The organism is Streptomyces sp. NPDC037301 (genome assembly GCF_055602785.1).
The window spans coordinates 65,418-79,514 of record NZ_JBVJWD010000025.1 but is presented as its reverse complement, the minus strand read 5'-3'; the positions used below and the strand labels follow the sequence as shown (position 1 = coordinate 79,514).

Annotated in this window: 13 protein-coding genes and 2 pseudogenes; 7 read left to right on the top strand and 8 right to left on the bottom strand. The window is 68.6% G+C overall.

Translation table 11 applies throughout. From position 1 onward, the window contains the following. Positions 1 to 157 precede the first annotated feature (157 nt). Together ACZ7IB_RS31625 and ACZ7IB_RS31620 are read left to right on the top strand one after the other, a co-directional pair. A complete protein-coding gene (locus ACZ7IB_RS31625; RefSeq protein WP_470917239.1) occupies positions 158 to 619 on the top strand; it encodes a cyclic nucleotide-binding domain-containing protein in 462 nt (153 codons plus the stop codon). A 106-nt stretch (positions 620 to 725) separates the two neighbouring features. After that, the gene (locus tag ACZ7IB_RS31620) at positions 726 to 1,436 is read left to right on the top strand and encodes a response regulator (RefSeq protein ID WP_470917237.1); all 711 of its coding nucleotides are present in this window, start codon (positions 726 to 728) and stop codon (positions 1,434 to 1,436) included. An 18-nt stretch (positions 1,437 to 1,454) separates the two neighbouring features. Here the strand turns inward: ACZ7IB_RS31620 and ACZ7IB_RS31615 are convergent, their stop codons facing one another. Then, a complete protein-coding gene (locus ACZ7IB_RS31615) occupies positions 1,455 to 3,176 on the bottom strand; it encodes a sensor histidine kinase (RefSeq protein ID WP_470917236.1) in 1,722 nt (573 codons plus the stop codon). A 225-nt stretch (positions 3,177 to 3,401) separates the two neighbouring features. On the opposite strand from ACZ7IB_RS31615, the gene ACZ7IB_RS31610 reads away from it, so the two are divergent. Next, positions 3,402 to 3,662, top strand: a complete 261-nt coding sequence (locus ACZ7IB_RS31610) for a hypothetical protein (protein ID WP_470917315.1) — start codon at positions 3,402 to 3,404, stop codon at positions 3,660 to 3,662. Positions 3,663 to 3,838: 176 nt separating this feature from the next. Here ACZ7IB_RS31610 and ACZ7IB_RS31605 read toward each other — a convergent pair. Further along, a pseudogene (locus ACZ7IB_RS31605) lies at positions 3,839 to 4,258 on the bottom strand (SpoIIE family protein phosphatase); the annotation flags it as partial. Between ACZ7IB_RS31605 and ACZ7IB_RS31600 the strand changes: the two are divergent. After that, positions 4,257 to 4,415 (top strand): hypothetical protein, encoded by a 159-nt coding sequence (locus tag ACZ7IB_RS31600; RefSeq protein WP_470917234.1) that lies wholly within the window; start codon positions 4,257 to 4,259, stop codon positions 4,413 to 4,415. The pseudogene ACZ7IB_RS31605 and the gene ACZ7IB_RS31600 overlap by 2 nt on opposite strands. Positions 4,416 to 4,429: 14 nt before the next feature. Continuing rightward, positions 4,430 to 5,141 (top strand): annotated as a pseudogene (locus ACZ7IB_RS31595) (IS110 family transposase); the annotation flags it as partial. Positions 5,142 to 5,397: 256 nt separating this feature from the next. On the opposite strand, the gene ACZ7IB_RS31590 reads toward ACZ7IB_RS31595, so the two are convergent. Continuing rightward, on the bottom strand, positions 5,398 to 6,270 hold the full coding sequence (locus ACZ7IB_RS31590) for a CBS domain-containing protein (RefSeq protein ID WP_470917232.1): 873 nt from the start codon (positions 6,268 to 6,270) through the stop codon (positions 5,398 to 5,400). On the opposite strand from ACZ7IB_RS31590, the gene ACZ7IB_RS31585 reads away from it, so the two are divergent. Beyond that, entirely contained in the window at positions 6,176 to 7,048 is an 873-nt protein-coding gene (locus tag ACZ7IB_RS31585) for a TrkA C-terminal domain-containing protein (RefSeq protein WP_470917231.1), read from the top strand. The two genes, ACZ7IB_RS31590 and ACZ7IB_RS31585, sit on opposite strands and share 95 nt — an antisense overlap. Here ACZ7IB_RS31585 and ACZ7IB_RS31580 read toward each other — a convergent pair. Continuing rightward, positions 6,969 to 7,388: a CBS domain-containing protein gene (locus ACZ7IB_RS31580; protein ID WP_470917229.1), complete on the bottom strand. Its 420-nt coding sequence runs from the start codon at positions 7,386 to 7,388 to the stop codon at positions 6,969 to 6,971. The genes ACZ7IB_RS31585 and ACZ7IB_RS31580 overlap by 80 nt on opposite strands. Positions 7,389 to 7,860: 472 nt before the next feature. Beyond that, positions 7,861 to 9,075: an RNA-guided endonuclease InsQ/TnpB family protein gene (locus tag ACZ7IB_RS31575; RefSeq protein ID WP_470917228.1), complete on the bottom strand. Its 1,215-nt coding sequence runs from the start codon at positions 9,073 to 9,075 to the stop codon at positions 7,861 to 7,863. 209 nt (positions 9,076 to 9,284) lie between these two features. On the opposite strand from ACZ7IB_RS31575, the gene ACZ7IB_RS31570 reads away from it, so the two are divergent. Continuing rightward, a complete protein-coding gene (locus ACZ7IB_RS31570; protein ID WP_470917227.1) occupies positions 9,285 to 9,404 on the top strand; it encodes an SHOCT domain-containing protein in 120 nt (39 codons plus the stop codon). A 368-nt stretch (positions 9,405 to 9,772) separates the two neighbouring features. On the opposite strand, the gene ACZ7IB_RS31565 is transcribed toward ACZ7IB_RS31570, so the two are convergent. The 3 genes from ACZ7IB_RS31565 to ACZ7IB_RS31555 all read right to left on the bottom strand — a co-directional run bounded on the left by ACZ7IB_RS31565 (position 9,773) and on the right by ACZ7IB_RS31555 (position 13,952). Continuing rightward, entirely contained in the window at positions 9,773 to 10,306 is a 534-nt protein-coding gene (locus ACZ7IB_RS31565) for a CBS domain-containing protein (protein ID WP_470917226.1), read from the bottom strand. A 37-nt stretch (positions 10,307 to 10,343) separates the two neighbouring features. Further along, positions 10,344 to 12,299, bottom strand: coding sequence for an ATP-dependent zinc metalloprotease FtsH (gene ftsH, locus ACZ7IB_RS31560; RefSeq protein WP_470917224.1), 1,956 nt, complete (start codon positions 12,297 to 12,299; stop codon positions 10,344 to 10,346). Positions 12,300 to 13,250: 951 nt separating this feature from the next. After that, positions 13,251 to 13,952 (bottom strand): cation transporting ATPase C-terminal domain-containing protein, encoded by a 702-nt coding sequence (locus ACZ7IB_RS31555; RefSeq protein WP_470917223.1) that lies wholly within the window; start codon positions 13,950 to 13,952, stop codon positions 13,251 to 13,253. Between the last annotated feature and the right edge of the window lie 145 nt (positions 13,953 to 14,097).

The window sequence follows — 14,097 nt, the reverse complement described above, 5'->3', positions numbered from 1 at the left end:
CACGATGTCGCAGGTTCCGGCCAACGGCATGCGGCGGATGGGCACAGCGTGGATTCCGTTCTGCACCACGCAGCACAGCCGAGCGCTCCTCCGAAAGCACGCATATCGTTCAAAGCAGGCGGGTGGGTATACATCGCCGGCCAGGAACGGAGGTTCCATGTCAACGGCCAGGAGCCTGCTCGATGTGATCGCACCCGAGAGCCGGGCCCGCTTGCTCAACGAGGCGGCCTGCGAAGTGCCTCTGGTCCTCGATGAACGCCTCTTCGAGGAAGGCAGACGGGCCGACCGCTTCTGGGTCATCCGCTCCGGACAGGTCGAGGTCGATATTCGTGTGCCCGGCCGTCGTGCGGCGGTCATCGAGACGCTGGGCCAGGACGATCTGCTGGGCTGGTCCTGGCTGTTCACCCCGCACGTGTGGCACATGGGTGCGCACGTGATCCGCGCGGGTCGGGCCGTGGAATTCGATGCCGCTGCCATCCACTCGTTGTGCGAGGACGATGCGGTTTTGGGCCGGGCGGTGTACAAGTACGTCGCCGAGACGGTGGTGGAGCGGCTGTACGGGACACGGACGAGGCTGCTGCAGCTGTACGGTCCCCGGGCCGAGGCTCCTGAGGCCTGAACGGTCCGAGGCGGGGACCGTCTGGCCCTGGTACGTCTCTCCTCTGGGGACCGACGATGGGTAAGAGGTTGGACTGCGCAGCCCGTCGACAGCGAGGAGGGCCACCATGAGCGAAGAGACGGGGTTCTCGGCGCAGAAGCCGATCCGCGTGTTTCTGCTCGACGACCACGAGGTCGTCAGGCGCGGGGTGCAGGATCTGCTGGACGCGGAACCCGACATCAAGGTCGTCGGCGATGCCGGCACGGCCGACCACGCACTGTCCCGCGGCCCGGCGCTCCGCCCCGACGTCGCGATTCTCGATGTGCGACTGCCGGACGGCGACGGGATCACGGTCTGCCGTGAGCTGCGCTCACGGATGCCGGAACTGGTCTGTCTCATGCTTACCTCGTTCGACGACGACGAAGCGCTGCTCGACGCCATCATGGCCGGCGCGGCCGGCTACGTACTCAAGGAGATCAAGGGTGCGGACCTCGTCACCGCCGTCCGCACACTGGCTTCCGGGCGCTCGACCCTCGACCCGTCGACCACGGCACGGCTGATGAACAGCCTGCGCGAGGAGGAACTCGGCACTGCGCCTACGGAGGACGACGCGCTGTCGGGGCTGTCCCCGAGGGAGAAGGACGTCCTCGCGCTGATCGGTGAAGGACTGACCAACAGCCAGATCGGCAAACGCCTCTACTTGTCCGAGAAAACGGTCAAGAACCACATCTCCCGTCTGCTGGCCAAGCTCGGTGTCGAGCGCCGCATCCAGGCAGCCGTGATCGCCGCGCACGCCACAGAATCTGCCCCGCCTGGTGCCGGGCACCATCAGAGGTGACCGTGCGGTCCCAAAACCTCAGGACGGCCGCAGTGGCACACGCCAACTCAGCCGGGTGCCGCCCTGCGCCGACGCCCCCACATTCATCTCGCCGCCGAGTTTCTCGGCGCGCCGTGCGAGGTTGTCGAGCCCGCTTCGGGCACCGCCGTTCTCGGGCATGCCCACACCCTTGTCGGACACGACCAGGTTCAGTGCCCCGTCACCCACCACCAGCGAAATGTCCACCGCAGTCGCCCTCGCGTGGCGGGCGACGTTGCTCAGTGCCTCGCCGAGGACCGCGATCACCTGGTCGGCGATCTCGGCCGGCACATCCGTATCGATCAGACCGCCCATCCGCAGGGACGGCTGGAAGCCCAGGGTCCGTGCGGCCTGCTCGACCATGGTCGCCGTCCGAGCACGCAGCCCCTGGCCGGCCCGGCCCGAGTCACGGGCGCGGAGGCCGAAGATGGTGGACCGGATGATCTTGATGGTCTCGTCCAGATCGTCCACCGCGCGCAGCAACCGCTCGCTCGCCTGTGGCTGATCCACGAGCCGCACCACGCTCTGCAGCGTCATCCCGGTGGCGAACAGCCGTTGAATGGCCAGGTCGTGCAGATCCCGGGCGATGCGGTCACGTTCCTCCAGCAGGGCGATCTGCTCGGCGGACTCGCGCCGCTCGGTGAGTTCCATCGCCAGGGCCGCCTGTCCGGCGAACATCAGCAGGGGCGTGGTCTCCGCATCGGTGAAGGCTGGACGGTTCCGTACCCGGGCCAGCAGCAGTACCCCACGGGTCCGCCCCCCCGTCACCATCGGGACCGCGACAGCCGGGCCGAGCCCGGGCCACCTCGGGGGGCCTTCGGTGATCCTGGGGTCGTGTGCGACATCGAGGCTGGTGATCGGTTCGCCCGCGTCGAGAGCCGCGCCAACGAACGATCCCTCACGTGGCAGGATCAGATCGCGATGCATCTCGGCGTCCACGCCCGATGCCAGTGCCACACGCAGGGACTTTCCCTCGGCGTCGGCGGGAAGTGCCAGGACGCCGAGATCCGCGCCGAGAATGCGTGAGGAGTGATCGACGATCATGTGCAGGATGTGTGCGTCGTCCTCTCCGCTCAGGAGACCCGCGACGATCTCGCTGTTGGCTTCCTGCCAGCGTTGACGGTCGCGCGTCTGCGTGTACAGACGGGCGTTCTCGATGGCGACTCCCGCTGCCACTGCGAGTGTCGAGAGCACGGTCTCGTCCTCGGCGTCGAATTCGCGGCCGCCCCGTTTCTCGGTGAGATACAGGTTGCCGAACACCTCGTCGCGGACCCGGATGGGAACCCCCAGGAACGAGTGCATCGGGGGATGGTTCGGCGGAAACCCGTAGGACGACGGATGCTCGGAGAGTTCCGTGAGCCGCAGCGGCTCGGGGTGGCGGATCAGCTCGCCGAGGATGCCGTGTCCTTCGGGCAGTGGGCCGATGGCCTCGCGCTGCTTCCCCGTGATGCCCACCGGCAGGAACTGCGTGAGCCGGGTTCCCTCGCCAACGACTCCCAGGGCTCCGTACTCGGCATCGACCACAATGACCGCAGCCTCGACGATGCGGTGCAGCACCTGGGGCAGGTCGAGCCCTCTGCCCACTGACATGACGGCGTCCAACAGGACGGCCGCCTCGGCAGGACCGCGCTTCACAATGTCGAGGCGCCCCTGGAGGTCCTCCGGCAACGTGCTCAGCCGACGGCGCTCCTCGCCACAGCGGTCAGTTCCGTTGTCGCCCACGGTGCCTCCGTCTCGCCCCGCACATCCCGGGGCCGGCCACACCTCCACGTTAGTGGCCGCGCGCCGAGAAGCACCTGGTGGAAGTGACCCGGGCGGGTGCCATATGCCCATGCGGGCCAGGCGGCGAGGCCCGGAACGGTGACGCAGAATCGGAGAGAGGAAGCACGCCCTTGGGGGGCGGGAATCCACTCATTCAGTCCCCCTCCGAACCTCCAAGATCGCGCCATGAGCACCCACGACTGGCACGTCCTGAGCGTCCCGTTCATCAACACCTTCGAGGGCATGGCGCCCCTCACCAGCTACGTGTTTCCCAGTGCGGCCACGGGCGCCCTCGCCAATCCGCACGGGGCGTACCTCATCGACGAGCACAAGGAACGTCTGAAACTGGGTCGGCACGCTCTGGGCGCGCCGAGGTACGCGGGCGGCGAAGTGCACTTCCTGGGACTTGGCGGCGCGGCAGTGAGTGTTGGTGAGGAGGCAGGCTGACCGCACCGCTCGTTAGGTGGCAGTCCCGGGTCCTTCGGGTGGAGTCGCTGACAGGCGTGGCTCGGAGGGCGCCCGGTTCTTCGTGTGCCTGCCTGGCGCCGTGACCAGGTGCGCGGGGTGCGCAGGGCGAGGATTGCCATGTCGTCGTGGCCGTCGCTGGGGTGGTGGTCGGCCAGGGCTTGCGTAAAGTCCTGCAGGGACAGATCGGCGTATTCGGTGGCGAGGGCGGCCAGGCGTTCCAAGCCAGTTTCGATAGAGTGTTCAGGGTGTTCGATGAGTCCGTCGGTGAAGAAGATCACCGTGGCTCCCGCGGGCAGATGTTGTGTGTGGTCGTGGCGTGGCTGGGTGGTGTCCACGCCGAGCGGCAGGTCAGGGTCGGCATGCAGGTACCGGGGCCGTCGGGGGTGAACAGTAGTGGCGGCGGGTGGCCTGCGGCGCTCCGGCGCAGCGTCCAGCTGCCCGGTTTTTCGGGTTTCGATACGGGCGAGGCATGCGGTGGTGACGGGGTTGTCAGTGATCGCCTGGAGGGCTCGGTCGAGGTGGGCGAGGACAGTGCTGGGTCGAGTGCGCCGGTCGTAGCGCAGGGCGCGCAGCATGCTGCTGGGCCATGGCGGCGGCGGCCTGGAGGTCGTGTCCGACGACGTCGCCGATGACGGCTGCGCAGGCATGGTCGGGGACGAGCAGGGCGTCGTACCAGTCACCTCGGCGGAGCACCCCACGACGACTCGGCTGCCAAAGAGGAATTGCGAATGATCGCTCCGTAGGGAATCGACAGCGAGGCCGTCCGCCGGGAGGCACCAGCACACCCCACCGCACGGAGGCACCATGGCCGCGTCGCGATCGACGAGAGCGGCCACCGACTGCTGTCGCGACCGCGTCGCCGACGACGAGCCCGAACTGCTCGAACTCGTCATCAACGTCATGGTCCTGGGCGACGAGGTGACCTGGGGAATCGACCTGGGCGACGAGGTGACCCGGGGAATCGACCTGGCCGACGGCGGAGCCGTCTTGGCCATCGCGTTCCTCCTCGACCATGACCAGGCGGTGCTCTACCTCTTCGGCCGGGCCATCCACCACGCCGCCGAGGGCTACCGCGGCGAAGGCAAGACCGATGCCAAGGACGCGGCGGTCATTGCCGACCGGGCCCGCATCCGCCGCGATCTGCATCCCTTATGCACCGGCGACGAGACCGTGACCGATCTCAAGATTCTCACCGGCCGCTGGATGGACCTGGTCGCCGATCGCACCCGCACCGTCAACCGGCTCCGGCCCCAGCTCACCACCATTTTCCCCGGTCTGGAGCAGGCGCTCGACCTCACCGACACCGGCCCGCTCACCCTGCTGACTGGCTATCAGACGCCGGCCGTCCTACGCAGGCTCGGCACCAAACGGCTGGAGACCCGGCTCCGCAACCGCAAGGTCCGGAGTGCTGACCAGCTCGCCGCGACAGCCGTGCAGGCTGCCGAACACCAGCACACCAAGCCCGTCAGGCAGGGTGACGTCGCGAGTCGGGACCTCGTACGGGGCAAGGAGCCGAGCCGGACGCCTCCGGGTGAGGTCTGCGTAGCGGACATGGCCCTCCGTGCATCCAGGCAGATCGCGCAGGGCGGCGTGGGTCGCGATGCCCCGTTCAGAGAGATCGCGGAGACCATACGACGGTGGCCCCGGTCGAGCGAGAGCCCGGACAACGAGTACGTGGACCGTGTGCCTGCCGATGAAAGTCGGAACTCCGGCGTTACCCTGTGACAGGCTTCAGGTGATCGATGACTTCGGTCACGTCGTCGATGTCCTTGATCTCCGCGAGGAGCCGCGGGACATCGGCTTCCGCCATCCGCCCACTGACGTCCACCACGCCGTTGCGCACGGTGACCTCGACGGTGTTCCGCGCAGCCGGAAAGTCTTCGGCGAGGATCCTCGACTCAATCTCCTCGCGAATCCCGGCATCATCGCGTATCAACGCGTTGAGCAGTGCGTTCCTGTGCACGACACCGATCAGGCGACCCTCATGGTCCGTCACCGGCAAGCGCTTGAGACGCGACAGGGACACGAGCCAGGTGGCTTCGGCGACGGTCGAATCAGGGAACACGGTGACGGCGGGAGTGGTCATCAGCGTCTCGGCGGTCTCGGCACGGGCCTTGTCGTGCAGCCGCCGTTCCCTCAGCCGGCCGATCGGGCCGGGTTCGTATCCGGACGCCTCGACCGCGGCCTTCGCCAGCAGGTCGGACTCCGACACCACACCCATCACCCGGTCGTCGGCGTCGACCACCGGCAGGGACCCGACGTGTTCACGGGTCAGGCTCCGGGCGATGTCCAGGAACGCCATGTCGCCGTGCACCGATGCGGCCGGTGCGTCCATGACGTCACGGACCAGCAGAGGCGCGGGTCCGGCACCGGACACGGGCTCTGCGGACTCCTTCACCCGCCCCGATGGAGCCGACTCGGGAGCGGTCGGGCGCCGTGCCGCCGCCTGCTTGGCGGACACCCTGGCCACCGTGCCAAGGTAGCGCAACAGCATGTCCTGCCGCAGTGGTTCGTCGGGCCTCCATGCCTTCCCCGGCACCGCGCGGCGGGCTTCGGCCCCTGCCGCGATGTTCTCGCTGTCAGTCATGGTGGGCTCCTCACCCTCACTCCGGCCGAGCCGACCTACGTTCCCAGTCTTCCGCTGCTGGGGCCGGCGCCAAGGGCCAGTCGGCCCATGCGGGCTGACGGACGGCCCCGACAGGACAGGAAACGACAGACGGCCACCAGGCGGTGAAACCGGAGGAGGGTGCGAAGGACAGGAGGACTGTCGTGGTGAGGTTCTGGGACCTCCTCGCAAGATTCCGCCCCACCGGCACTCCGGGCACAGCCGTCACAGGTGTGCCCGCCGACCGTGGCGACTGAGCTGGAGCCGCCTCTGCCGGTCTCTCGCCGAGATCATCCTCCCCACTGGCAGCGTCATCGCCGCCGTCATCCGCGAAGGCCAACCCACCGTCCCCGCATCAAAGATGCGACTCCAGCCCGGCGACGAACTCTTCATCGTCTCCCACGCAGCAACCGAGCAGGAGATCCATGCCGCCTTCCAGCAACGGCCGCAGTCCCAGGACGGGGCCCACGGATCACAGCCGAACAATCACGAGGTGGTGTGCACGGGCGAACGAGCAGAGGTGCGGGGAAGTGCGATACCTCACTGCTGGGGCCGCTACGGCCATCGCCCCGTACGGGGTGAGGCGCCACGGCGACTGCGGTGCGGGAACCGAACACTCACCACTGGGACGTACCCGAGGGCCGTCTCTTCGGGCAGGACCGGGGCGTCGCCACCGGTGGTCACTTCGCGGCGCAAATGGCCTCGACGAAGTGGCCCACCTGCTCCTCCGGTAGGCGACGCGCGAGGTCCGCCTCGCTGATCATGCCGACCAGGCGATGGTTCTCGATGACCGGCAACCGCCGGATCCTGTGCTCCTCCATGGTCCGCAGAACGTCATCCGTGTCGGCCCCGGCGTCAATGCTGATCGGCTTGCCCTGCTCGAGCATGCCCGCGGTCATGGTCTTCGGGTCCTTGCCCTTGGCGAGGCACTTCACCACGATGTCGCGGTCGGTGATGATCCCGTGGAGCCTGTCGTCCGGCCCGCACACCGGGAGGGCTCCGACGTCCAGCTCACTCATCCGGCGCGCCGCGTCCTCCAGCGTCTCGTTCTCCTGGATGCACTTTGCACCGCCGTGCATGATCTCCCGTGCAATGGTCATGGCCGTCTCCTTCGAGCCTCAGGATCTACGCGGGGAGAGCCCATAGGTTCGGGCACACCCAGAATCGGTCCTCCTTGAAGCCAGTGTGGATTCTTCGTAGCCCGTACGCATGCCGGCGAAGAGGAGCCACCATTTGAGCCCTCGCTGCGCGAAGGCCGATGGCCAGGTCACGGCTGCGGCTGTACGGCCCGGCCGGATGCGGCTGACCGGACCCGCCCCCGGCTCTGGGCTGACCGGCGAGGGACCGAACAACCACCGTGTGGACACCAGAGGGCCCGAACGGCCCGAGGAGCGAGACCAATGGGCACTGGCGCACCACCGATACGCGTGGAGAGTGGAAGAGTCCCCAGGAGGTGAACCACGGTGATGTACTGGAATGGTGGCTGGGCCTGGATGGCCCTGATGCCCCCTGCTGACGATCGCGTTGATCGGCCTTGTGACTCCTCCCCGCCCTGAGGAGCGGGGCTTCTCGCTATGCCGGTTGGGCTTCGCGACGGACCAGCCCGGCCCGTAGGACGTTGAGAGCCCCGACTGTGTCGGCGTGTGCGCTGTGTCCGCATGCGACGCAGTGGAACTTCTCCTGTGTGGGCCGGTTCTCCTTCGCGGTGTGCCCGCATTCGGGGCACGTACGGGAGGTGTTGCGGGGGTCCACGGCGATCACTTCCCGCCCGGCGCTTTCAGCCTTTGCGTGCAGGATCGTCAGGAACACCCCCCACCCGGCATCGTTGATCGAGCGGTTCAACCCGGCCTTCGCGGCGGCACCGTTGGGCAGGAAGGTGCCCGGCTGGTCGGGGTCCGGCCTGGAGACGGGGGCCCTGCTCATGTTACGGATCTTGAGATCTTCGTGCGCGATGAAGTCGTGCGCGCGGACCAGGCCGAGGGCGGTCTTGTGCGTGTGGTCCAGGCGCTGACGGCGCACCTTGCCATGCAGCTTGGCGACCTGCTCCACGGCCCGCCGGTGGTTGGCGGTGCGGTCCTTCGCCTTGCGGCGCGGGAACCGGGACAGCGCCTGCTGGGCGGCTTCGAGCCTCGCGGCAGCGCGGCGTCCGTGCCTGGGGTTCTCCACGAACCCGCCGTTGGAGTCGGCGAGGAAGTTGGCGATGCCCAGGTCGATGCCGGCCACGCTGCCCGTTGGCGGCAGTGGCTCGGGCCGCTCCTGCTCGGCGGTCAGTACGACGAACCATTTGTGGCCCTCGCGCTTGACGCTGACCGTCTTGACCTTGCCCACTACGGGCCGGTGCTGGTTGACCTTGACATGTCCGACACCCTGCAAGCGCACGCGGGTGACAGGGTCGTGCGGGGTGGAATCCCAGCGGCAGCCGTCCCCGTCCTTCGGGAACTCCACCGTGTCGAACCAGTTCACCCCACGAAAACGCGGGTACCCAGGCGTCTCCCCAGCCTTGATCCGCCGGAAGAACGCCGCAAACGCCTTGTCCAACCGGCGCAAGGTCGCCTGCTGCGAGGAGAACGACCAACGCCCCTGACGCTCCGGGTCGAACGCCCGAATATCCTTCAACTGCGCCGATTGCATCCCGTACTTGATGCTCGTCTTCGATACATGACGGTAGGCATCACGCCGTTCCTGCAATGCGCCGTTGTAGAGCGAGCAGTGATCTCGCAGCATCTCACCGAGCGCCTGGCCCTGCCGGACGGTGGGCCGCATGAGGAACTTGTACGCACGAATCACCCAGCCACCCCCCTTCGGTCAGTCCGGTCAACATAGCTGGCGCCACTGACAACGCAGAGCACTCCGGCGCTCCGCGCCTCCGGCCCAAGGATCGCATTCCCGCCCGACCTGAAGGCCGGGATTCCCTGCGAAGATCAGGGATGGTGTTTGCGGTCTTGCGTCTGACGCACAACTCGGCTGGTCGCCATGACTCCACGGACCCCCGGATAATGCCGAGGGAAACGCCAGAGGAGATCCTCGACCGCCGCTTCGCCTCCGGCGAGATCGATGCGGAAGCGTACACCGAGGCACGCAAACGTCTCGCCGCCCACCGGCCGGGACCCCGGTGACCAGGCTGCTGGGCCGTTGGCTGCCGCTCGCCGTGCTGGTTGCGGCGGGGGTGATGCTGAACCGCCGGCGGTGACGGTTGGAGCGCGGATCTTCCGGCTTCCAAGACCTCAGGCGCCCTGACCGAGGCCACGGTCGCGTCGCGTTCGTCGCATCCGTTGCACGGCCCGCACGCACACGCGGTCGTCGGTGTGAGGTATCCCTCGCGTCGGCGGCTCAGGTCAGGGGCAGCCACGTGATCGTCGAGCCATCAGCCGCATTCTCCTCCAGCCATGCGGCCCGGACGGACCTGACGCCGACGTCGGGTGACACCAGGACAGCCTTACCAGGTGTCACCTCGGTGAGCGCGCCGCAGCTCAGTGGTGGGCGCTCAGGGCACCGCCGTTCCACGGTAGCCCCGCCGAGGCGGGAGCCCAGGCAACACCGTGGACGGGGCCCGCGGCCGCGTGTCGGCGGGTTCCTTCTGCACCGGACGACCGGCGAGTGCCGCGACGATGTCGGCTGCGGTCAGCACCCCGGCGAGACGCCCGTCTTCCTCCAGCACCGGCAGGGCTTCGGCTTCGGTACAGCTCATGAGGTCGGCTGCGTGGCGTACGGTCTGCTCGACATGTACACGCGCCGACCTGCGAGCGGGCAGGAGGTCGCCCACGCGCAGGCCGGACAGCGAGGCGGCCGGTGCCGCACAGGCGACCGCCACGTCGGCCCTGTCCAGCAGGCCGGCACAGCGACCGTCCGGATGCACGACCGGAAGGTGACGGGAGCCGGATCGCTCCAGCAACTCCCAGGCCACGAGCACGGTTTCGTCGACATCGATCGTGACCACAGCGGTGCGCATCACGACGGCGACCGTCCGCGCCAAGACCTCCTGCTCACTGTGGACCGCCACCGGCTGCTGCTCCTCCATGGTCGCCTCCTTCTTGTTTGCGAGTGTCGCCGCGGCGTCACGGGGAGGGCGTCGGCTTCCCTTCCGCCGCGGTGTGGTGGCCGTCCGGCCGCTGTTGCTGTTGGAGTACGTCGAGGACCACGGATCCGTCGACGGTCTCGCGGGTGGTGAGCAGTCCGGCAAGGGTGTCCAGCGCCTCCCGGTGGTCGCGCAGCAGAGCCACCGCGCGTTCCTCGGCTTGCCGCAGCAAGCGGGCGGTCTCCTCGTCGACGATGCGTTGGGTCTGCTCGGAATAGGGCCGGTGCAGTGTCTCTTCGGTGCTCTCGCCGCCGAGGTAGCGGGAGGCTCCGGAGCCGTATCCGATGGGGCCGAGGGCCGGGGACAGGCCGAACTCGCGGACCATGCGGGCGGCGATCTGGGTGGCGCCGGCCAGGTCGTCGGCGGCACCGGTCGAGCCCTCGCCGAAGACGACCAGCTCGGCCGCTCGGCCGCCGAGCCGGACGGTCAGCAGGTCGGTCAGATAGCCCTCGCTGTACAGGTGCCGTTCGGCCTCCGGGAGCTGCTCAGTGGCACCCAGCGACGGCCCGGCGGGCAGGATGGTGACCTTGGCGACCGGGTCGGCGTGCTCGCACAGGGCCGCCATGAGCGCGTGTCCGGATTCGTGGACGGCCACGGAGTGCCGTTCCTCGGGCAGCAGGGCGTTGGTGGACTCCCGCCGCCCCAGGAGCAGCCGGTCGCGGGCGTCGCCGAGACCCTGGGCGTCGATGACGGCACCCCCTGCCCGGACCGCATTGATGGCGGCCTCGTTGACCAGATTGGCGAGGTCAGCGCCGGAGAATCCGGGCGTGGCCCGGGCGACCGTGTCCCAGTCGACGTCCGGCGCCAGGGTCTTGCCGCGGGCGTGGACGGCCAGGATGGACGCCCGTTCGGCCTGGTTGGGCAGCGGCACGGTCACGTGCCGGTCGAAGCGGCCGGGGCGCAGCAGCGCCGGGTCGAGGGCCTCGGGCCGATTGGTCGCGGCCAGGACAACGATGCCGCTGGCCTGGTCGAAGCCGTCCATCTCGGCGAGGAGCTGGTTGAGGGTCTGCTCGCGTTCGTCGTTGCCGCCCAGCCGGGCAGCCCCGCCGCGACGGCTGCCGACGGCGTCGATCTCGTCGATGAAGATGATCGAGGGGGCCCGTTTGCGCGCCTCGGCGAACAGGTCGCGCACCCGGGAGGCCCCGACACCGACGAACATCTCCACGAACGCCGAGCCGGTCACCGACAGGAACGGGACCTCCGCCTCACCGGCCACCGCGCGGGCGATGAGGGTCTTGCCAGTGCCCGGCGGGCCCACCATGATCACACCACGTGGTCCCTTGGCTCCCGCGACCGCGTAGCGCTCAGGGCTGCGCAGGAAGTCGACGATCTCGCTGATCTCCTGCTTGACGCCCCCGTAGCCCGCGACGTCCTCGAAGCGGGTGGTCGGCCGCTCGGTCTCGATGATCTTGGCGCGGGCCCGCCCGATGGCGCTGAGCCCCCCGCCCAGTGTCCTTGCTGCCTGGCGGCCGGTCCACGCGAACAGAGCGACGATGAACAGAAGCGGCAGGAACAGCACCAGCAATGTCCCGAGGGGGCTGCCGCTGCTGCTCCGGGACGCGCTGATCTCCACGTTCTTGGACTGCAACTGCTGCTCCAGGCGGCTGTTGTCCAAAGCGGTGGGTATCCGCGTGGTGAATTTCTTACCGTCCTTGAGGGTTCCTTTGATGGCGCCCTTGTCATCGATGTCGACCGTCTTGACCTGACCGACGCTCACCTTGCCGACGAACTCGCTGTACGACAGCGACGCGCCCCCCTGGGGGGAGGGAGTTCGCATCAGCACCACGAGCAACAAGACCAACGCGGCGACGGGCAGCAGCCAACGGGACCAGGAAGGCCCCGGCGAAGGCGCCGGCGGCTTGGGCGCCTCGCGCGGGGGCCCCGGCTTGGCCGAGCGTGACAGATGCCGGCCTGGCAGACGAACTGATGTGATCACCGGACGGCTCCCTTGGCGGAAGGACGAACCTCGGGCGAGACCGTTCCCGCAATTCGAAGAGGCGTGGATCGCAGGTGGGCGTCCCACTTCCAGGATCAACGCCTTCTCCGCCATCGGCAGGGCGAACGCACCGAGTCGCCGCCTGGTCACGCGCGGTATCGATCGGAGAAACCGGCCGACCGTGACCAGGAGTCCTCGGCCCTCCACCGCACAGACCGTGGGTGCCAAGTCTAGAAAGTGCCTTTTTCAGGGGGTTGCCCTGAAACGATCCGCACCCCAGCAAACCCCCGAGGTCCAGGTGGAGGTCCTCGGGGAGCTGCCACCGGACGCGGCCGGGTACGCGCGGGACAAGTTACAGGCCGTCCTCGGCCAGACGCGGGAACCGGTTCTGTCCACCCGGGTGAAACTGACCCGCACAGCGAGCCCGGAGGTTGAGCGGCCGGTGATCGCCCAGGCCAACGTGGACGTCAACGGCCGACCTGCCCGCGCGCATATTGCGGGGGCAGACCGTCCCCCAGGCTCTCGACCTGCTCCAGGACCGGCTGGCAGAACGGCTGGCCCGGACTGGGAGGCCCGCCGCGGCCGGATCCCCGCCCCCGGCCCGCACGAGTGGCGGCACGGCAGTGAACCCGCCCACAACCCCCAGTACTGACGCAACCGTCAGCAGTCTGCATGGCCTGGCGGAAACCTAGCTGATCGTCTCGACCGTCCTGACGGCGATCGCGGCCGCCGTACTGGCACTGCTCGTACTTCCCCACCAGAGCGCAGAATTGGCCACGCTCGCGCCGCCGCGACCACCCCTGCCGCCGACTCCAAGCCGGTCCGGAGCACGACCCGCGCGGCAGGCAAGAAGCCGTTGCGCGCTCCACAGGCCCCGCCACTCATAGGTGTAACGATCCCTCGATGAACGTAGGCGCTCTCCCGGCGGCGCATACAGCGTTGAGGCTATCCCTATTGGGGAGAAAGGGAGTTGCGCCGTCGGATCAGGTAGCGGCGGAGTTCGTCGGCGCCCCAGATGATGAAGGGGTAGGGAGGCAGGAACAGCAGATCACTCGCCGGGAGGGCGGCGGTTCCCAGCAGTTTCTGGAACGGCGGGGCGTAGACGAAGACGGCTGCGAGCAGGAGTTCGCCTGCGATGGCGGCGAGGAGGTAGCGGTTGGACAGGACGCCTACGGAGCGGAGCGAGGAGTGGGTCGTGCGGACGGCGAAGGCGGTGGCGATCTGTCCTGCGATCATGCCGAGGAAGGTCATGGTCGTGGCCTGCTGGTAGGCGTGGTGCAGGGGCTGCCCTGGCCCGGTTGGGTCGCCGAAGGTCCAGCCGGCTCTGGTGAGCACGTAGAAGAAGCCTGTCATCTGGAGTAGCGCGACGAGGGCGCCGAGGAAGAGCCAGAGGATTACCGCGGCGGCTACGACGTTCGAGCCCACGGCGGCGAGCAGAGCCGCGGCGAGCCACAGCAGCAGGGCAAGCGGGTGCGTGAACTGGCGCGCCAGTTCACGAGGCCAGCGTCGCCCGCCGCGTCGGCGCAACTCGTTGCGGCCGTACTGCAGCAGTCGCCGCCCGGCCTCGACGGAGGTCAAACCGGCTCGCGAACTGTGCAGATCGCGCAGGAGCAGCTCAGCTCCTCGGGGTCGAGCCCCGGCGGCCGCACCCACGCCTCGTGTCGACTCTTCACTCAGCAGAGGTTAGGTCCGGTTCGGAGCCCGCCGGCGAAACGACACCTCGGCTGGGGCCCGTGCCTGCCTGGCCGCCCCCGGGAGGGGGGGCAGGAGACCCGCGTTTTTCCTTCCCAGTCTGGCG

What these genes read in the sequence shown, in the direction of transcription:
- ACZ7IB_RS31570 (WP_470917227.1), top strand. Translation starts at nt 9,285, where the DNA reads ATGCCGAGGGAAACGCCAGAGGAGATCCTCGACCGCCGCTTCGCCTCC.
- ACZ7IB_RS31620 (WP_470917237.1), top strand. Translation starts at nt 726, where the DNA reads ATGAGCGAAGAGACGGGGTTCTCGGCGCAGAAGCCGATCCGCGTGTTT.
- ACZ7IB_RS31585 (WP_470917231.1), top strand. Translation starts at nt 6,176, where the DNA reads ATGTCCTGCCGCAGTGGTTCGTCGGGCCTCCATGCCTTCCCCGGCACC.
- ACZ7IB_RS31590 (WP_470917232.1), bottom strand. Translation starts at nt 6,270, where the DNA reads ATGACTGACAGCGAGAACATCGCGGCAGGGGCCGAAGCCCGCCGCGCG.
- ACZ7IB_RS31565 (WP_470917226.1), bottom strand. Translation starts at nt 10,306, where the DNA reads ATGGAGGAGCAGCAGCCGGTGGCGGTCCACAGTGAGCAGGAGGTCTTG.
- ACZ7IB_RS31610 (WP_470917315.1), top strand. Translation starts at nt 3,402, where the DNA reads ATGAGCACCCACGACTGGCACGTCCTGAGCGTCCCGTTCATCAACACC.
- ACZ7IB_RS31625 (WP_470917239.1), top strand. Translation starts at nt 158, where the DNA reads ATGTCAACGGCCAGGAGCCTGCTCGATGTGATCGCACCCGAGAGCCGG.
- ACZ7IB_RS31600 (WP_470917234.1), top strand. Translation starts at nt 4,257, where the DNA reads ATGCTGCTGGGCCATGGCGGCGGCGGCCTGGAGGTCGTGTCCGACGAC.
- ACZ7IB_RS31580 (WP_470917229.1), bottom strand. Translation starts at nt 7,388, where the DNA reads ATGACCATTGCACGGGAGATCATGCACGGCGGTGCAAAGTGCATCCAG.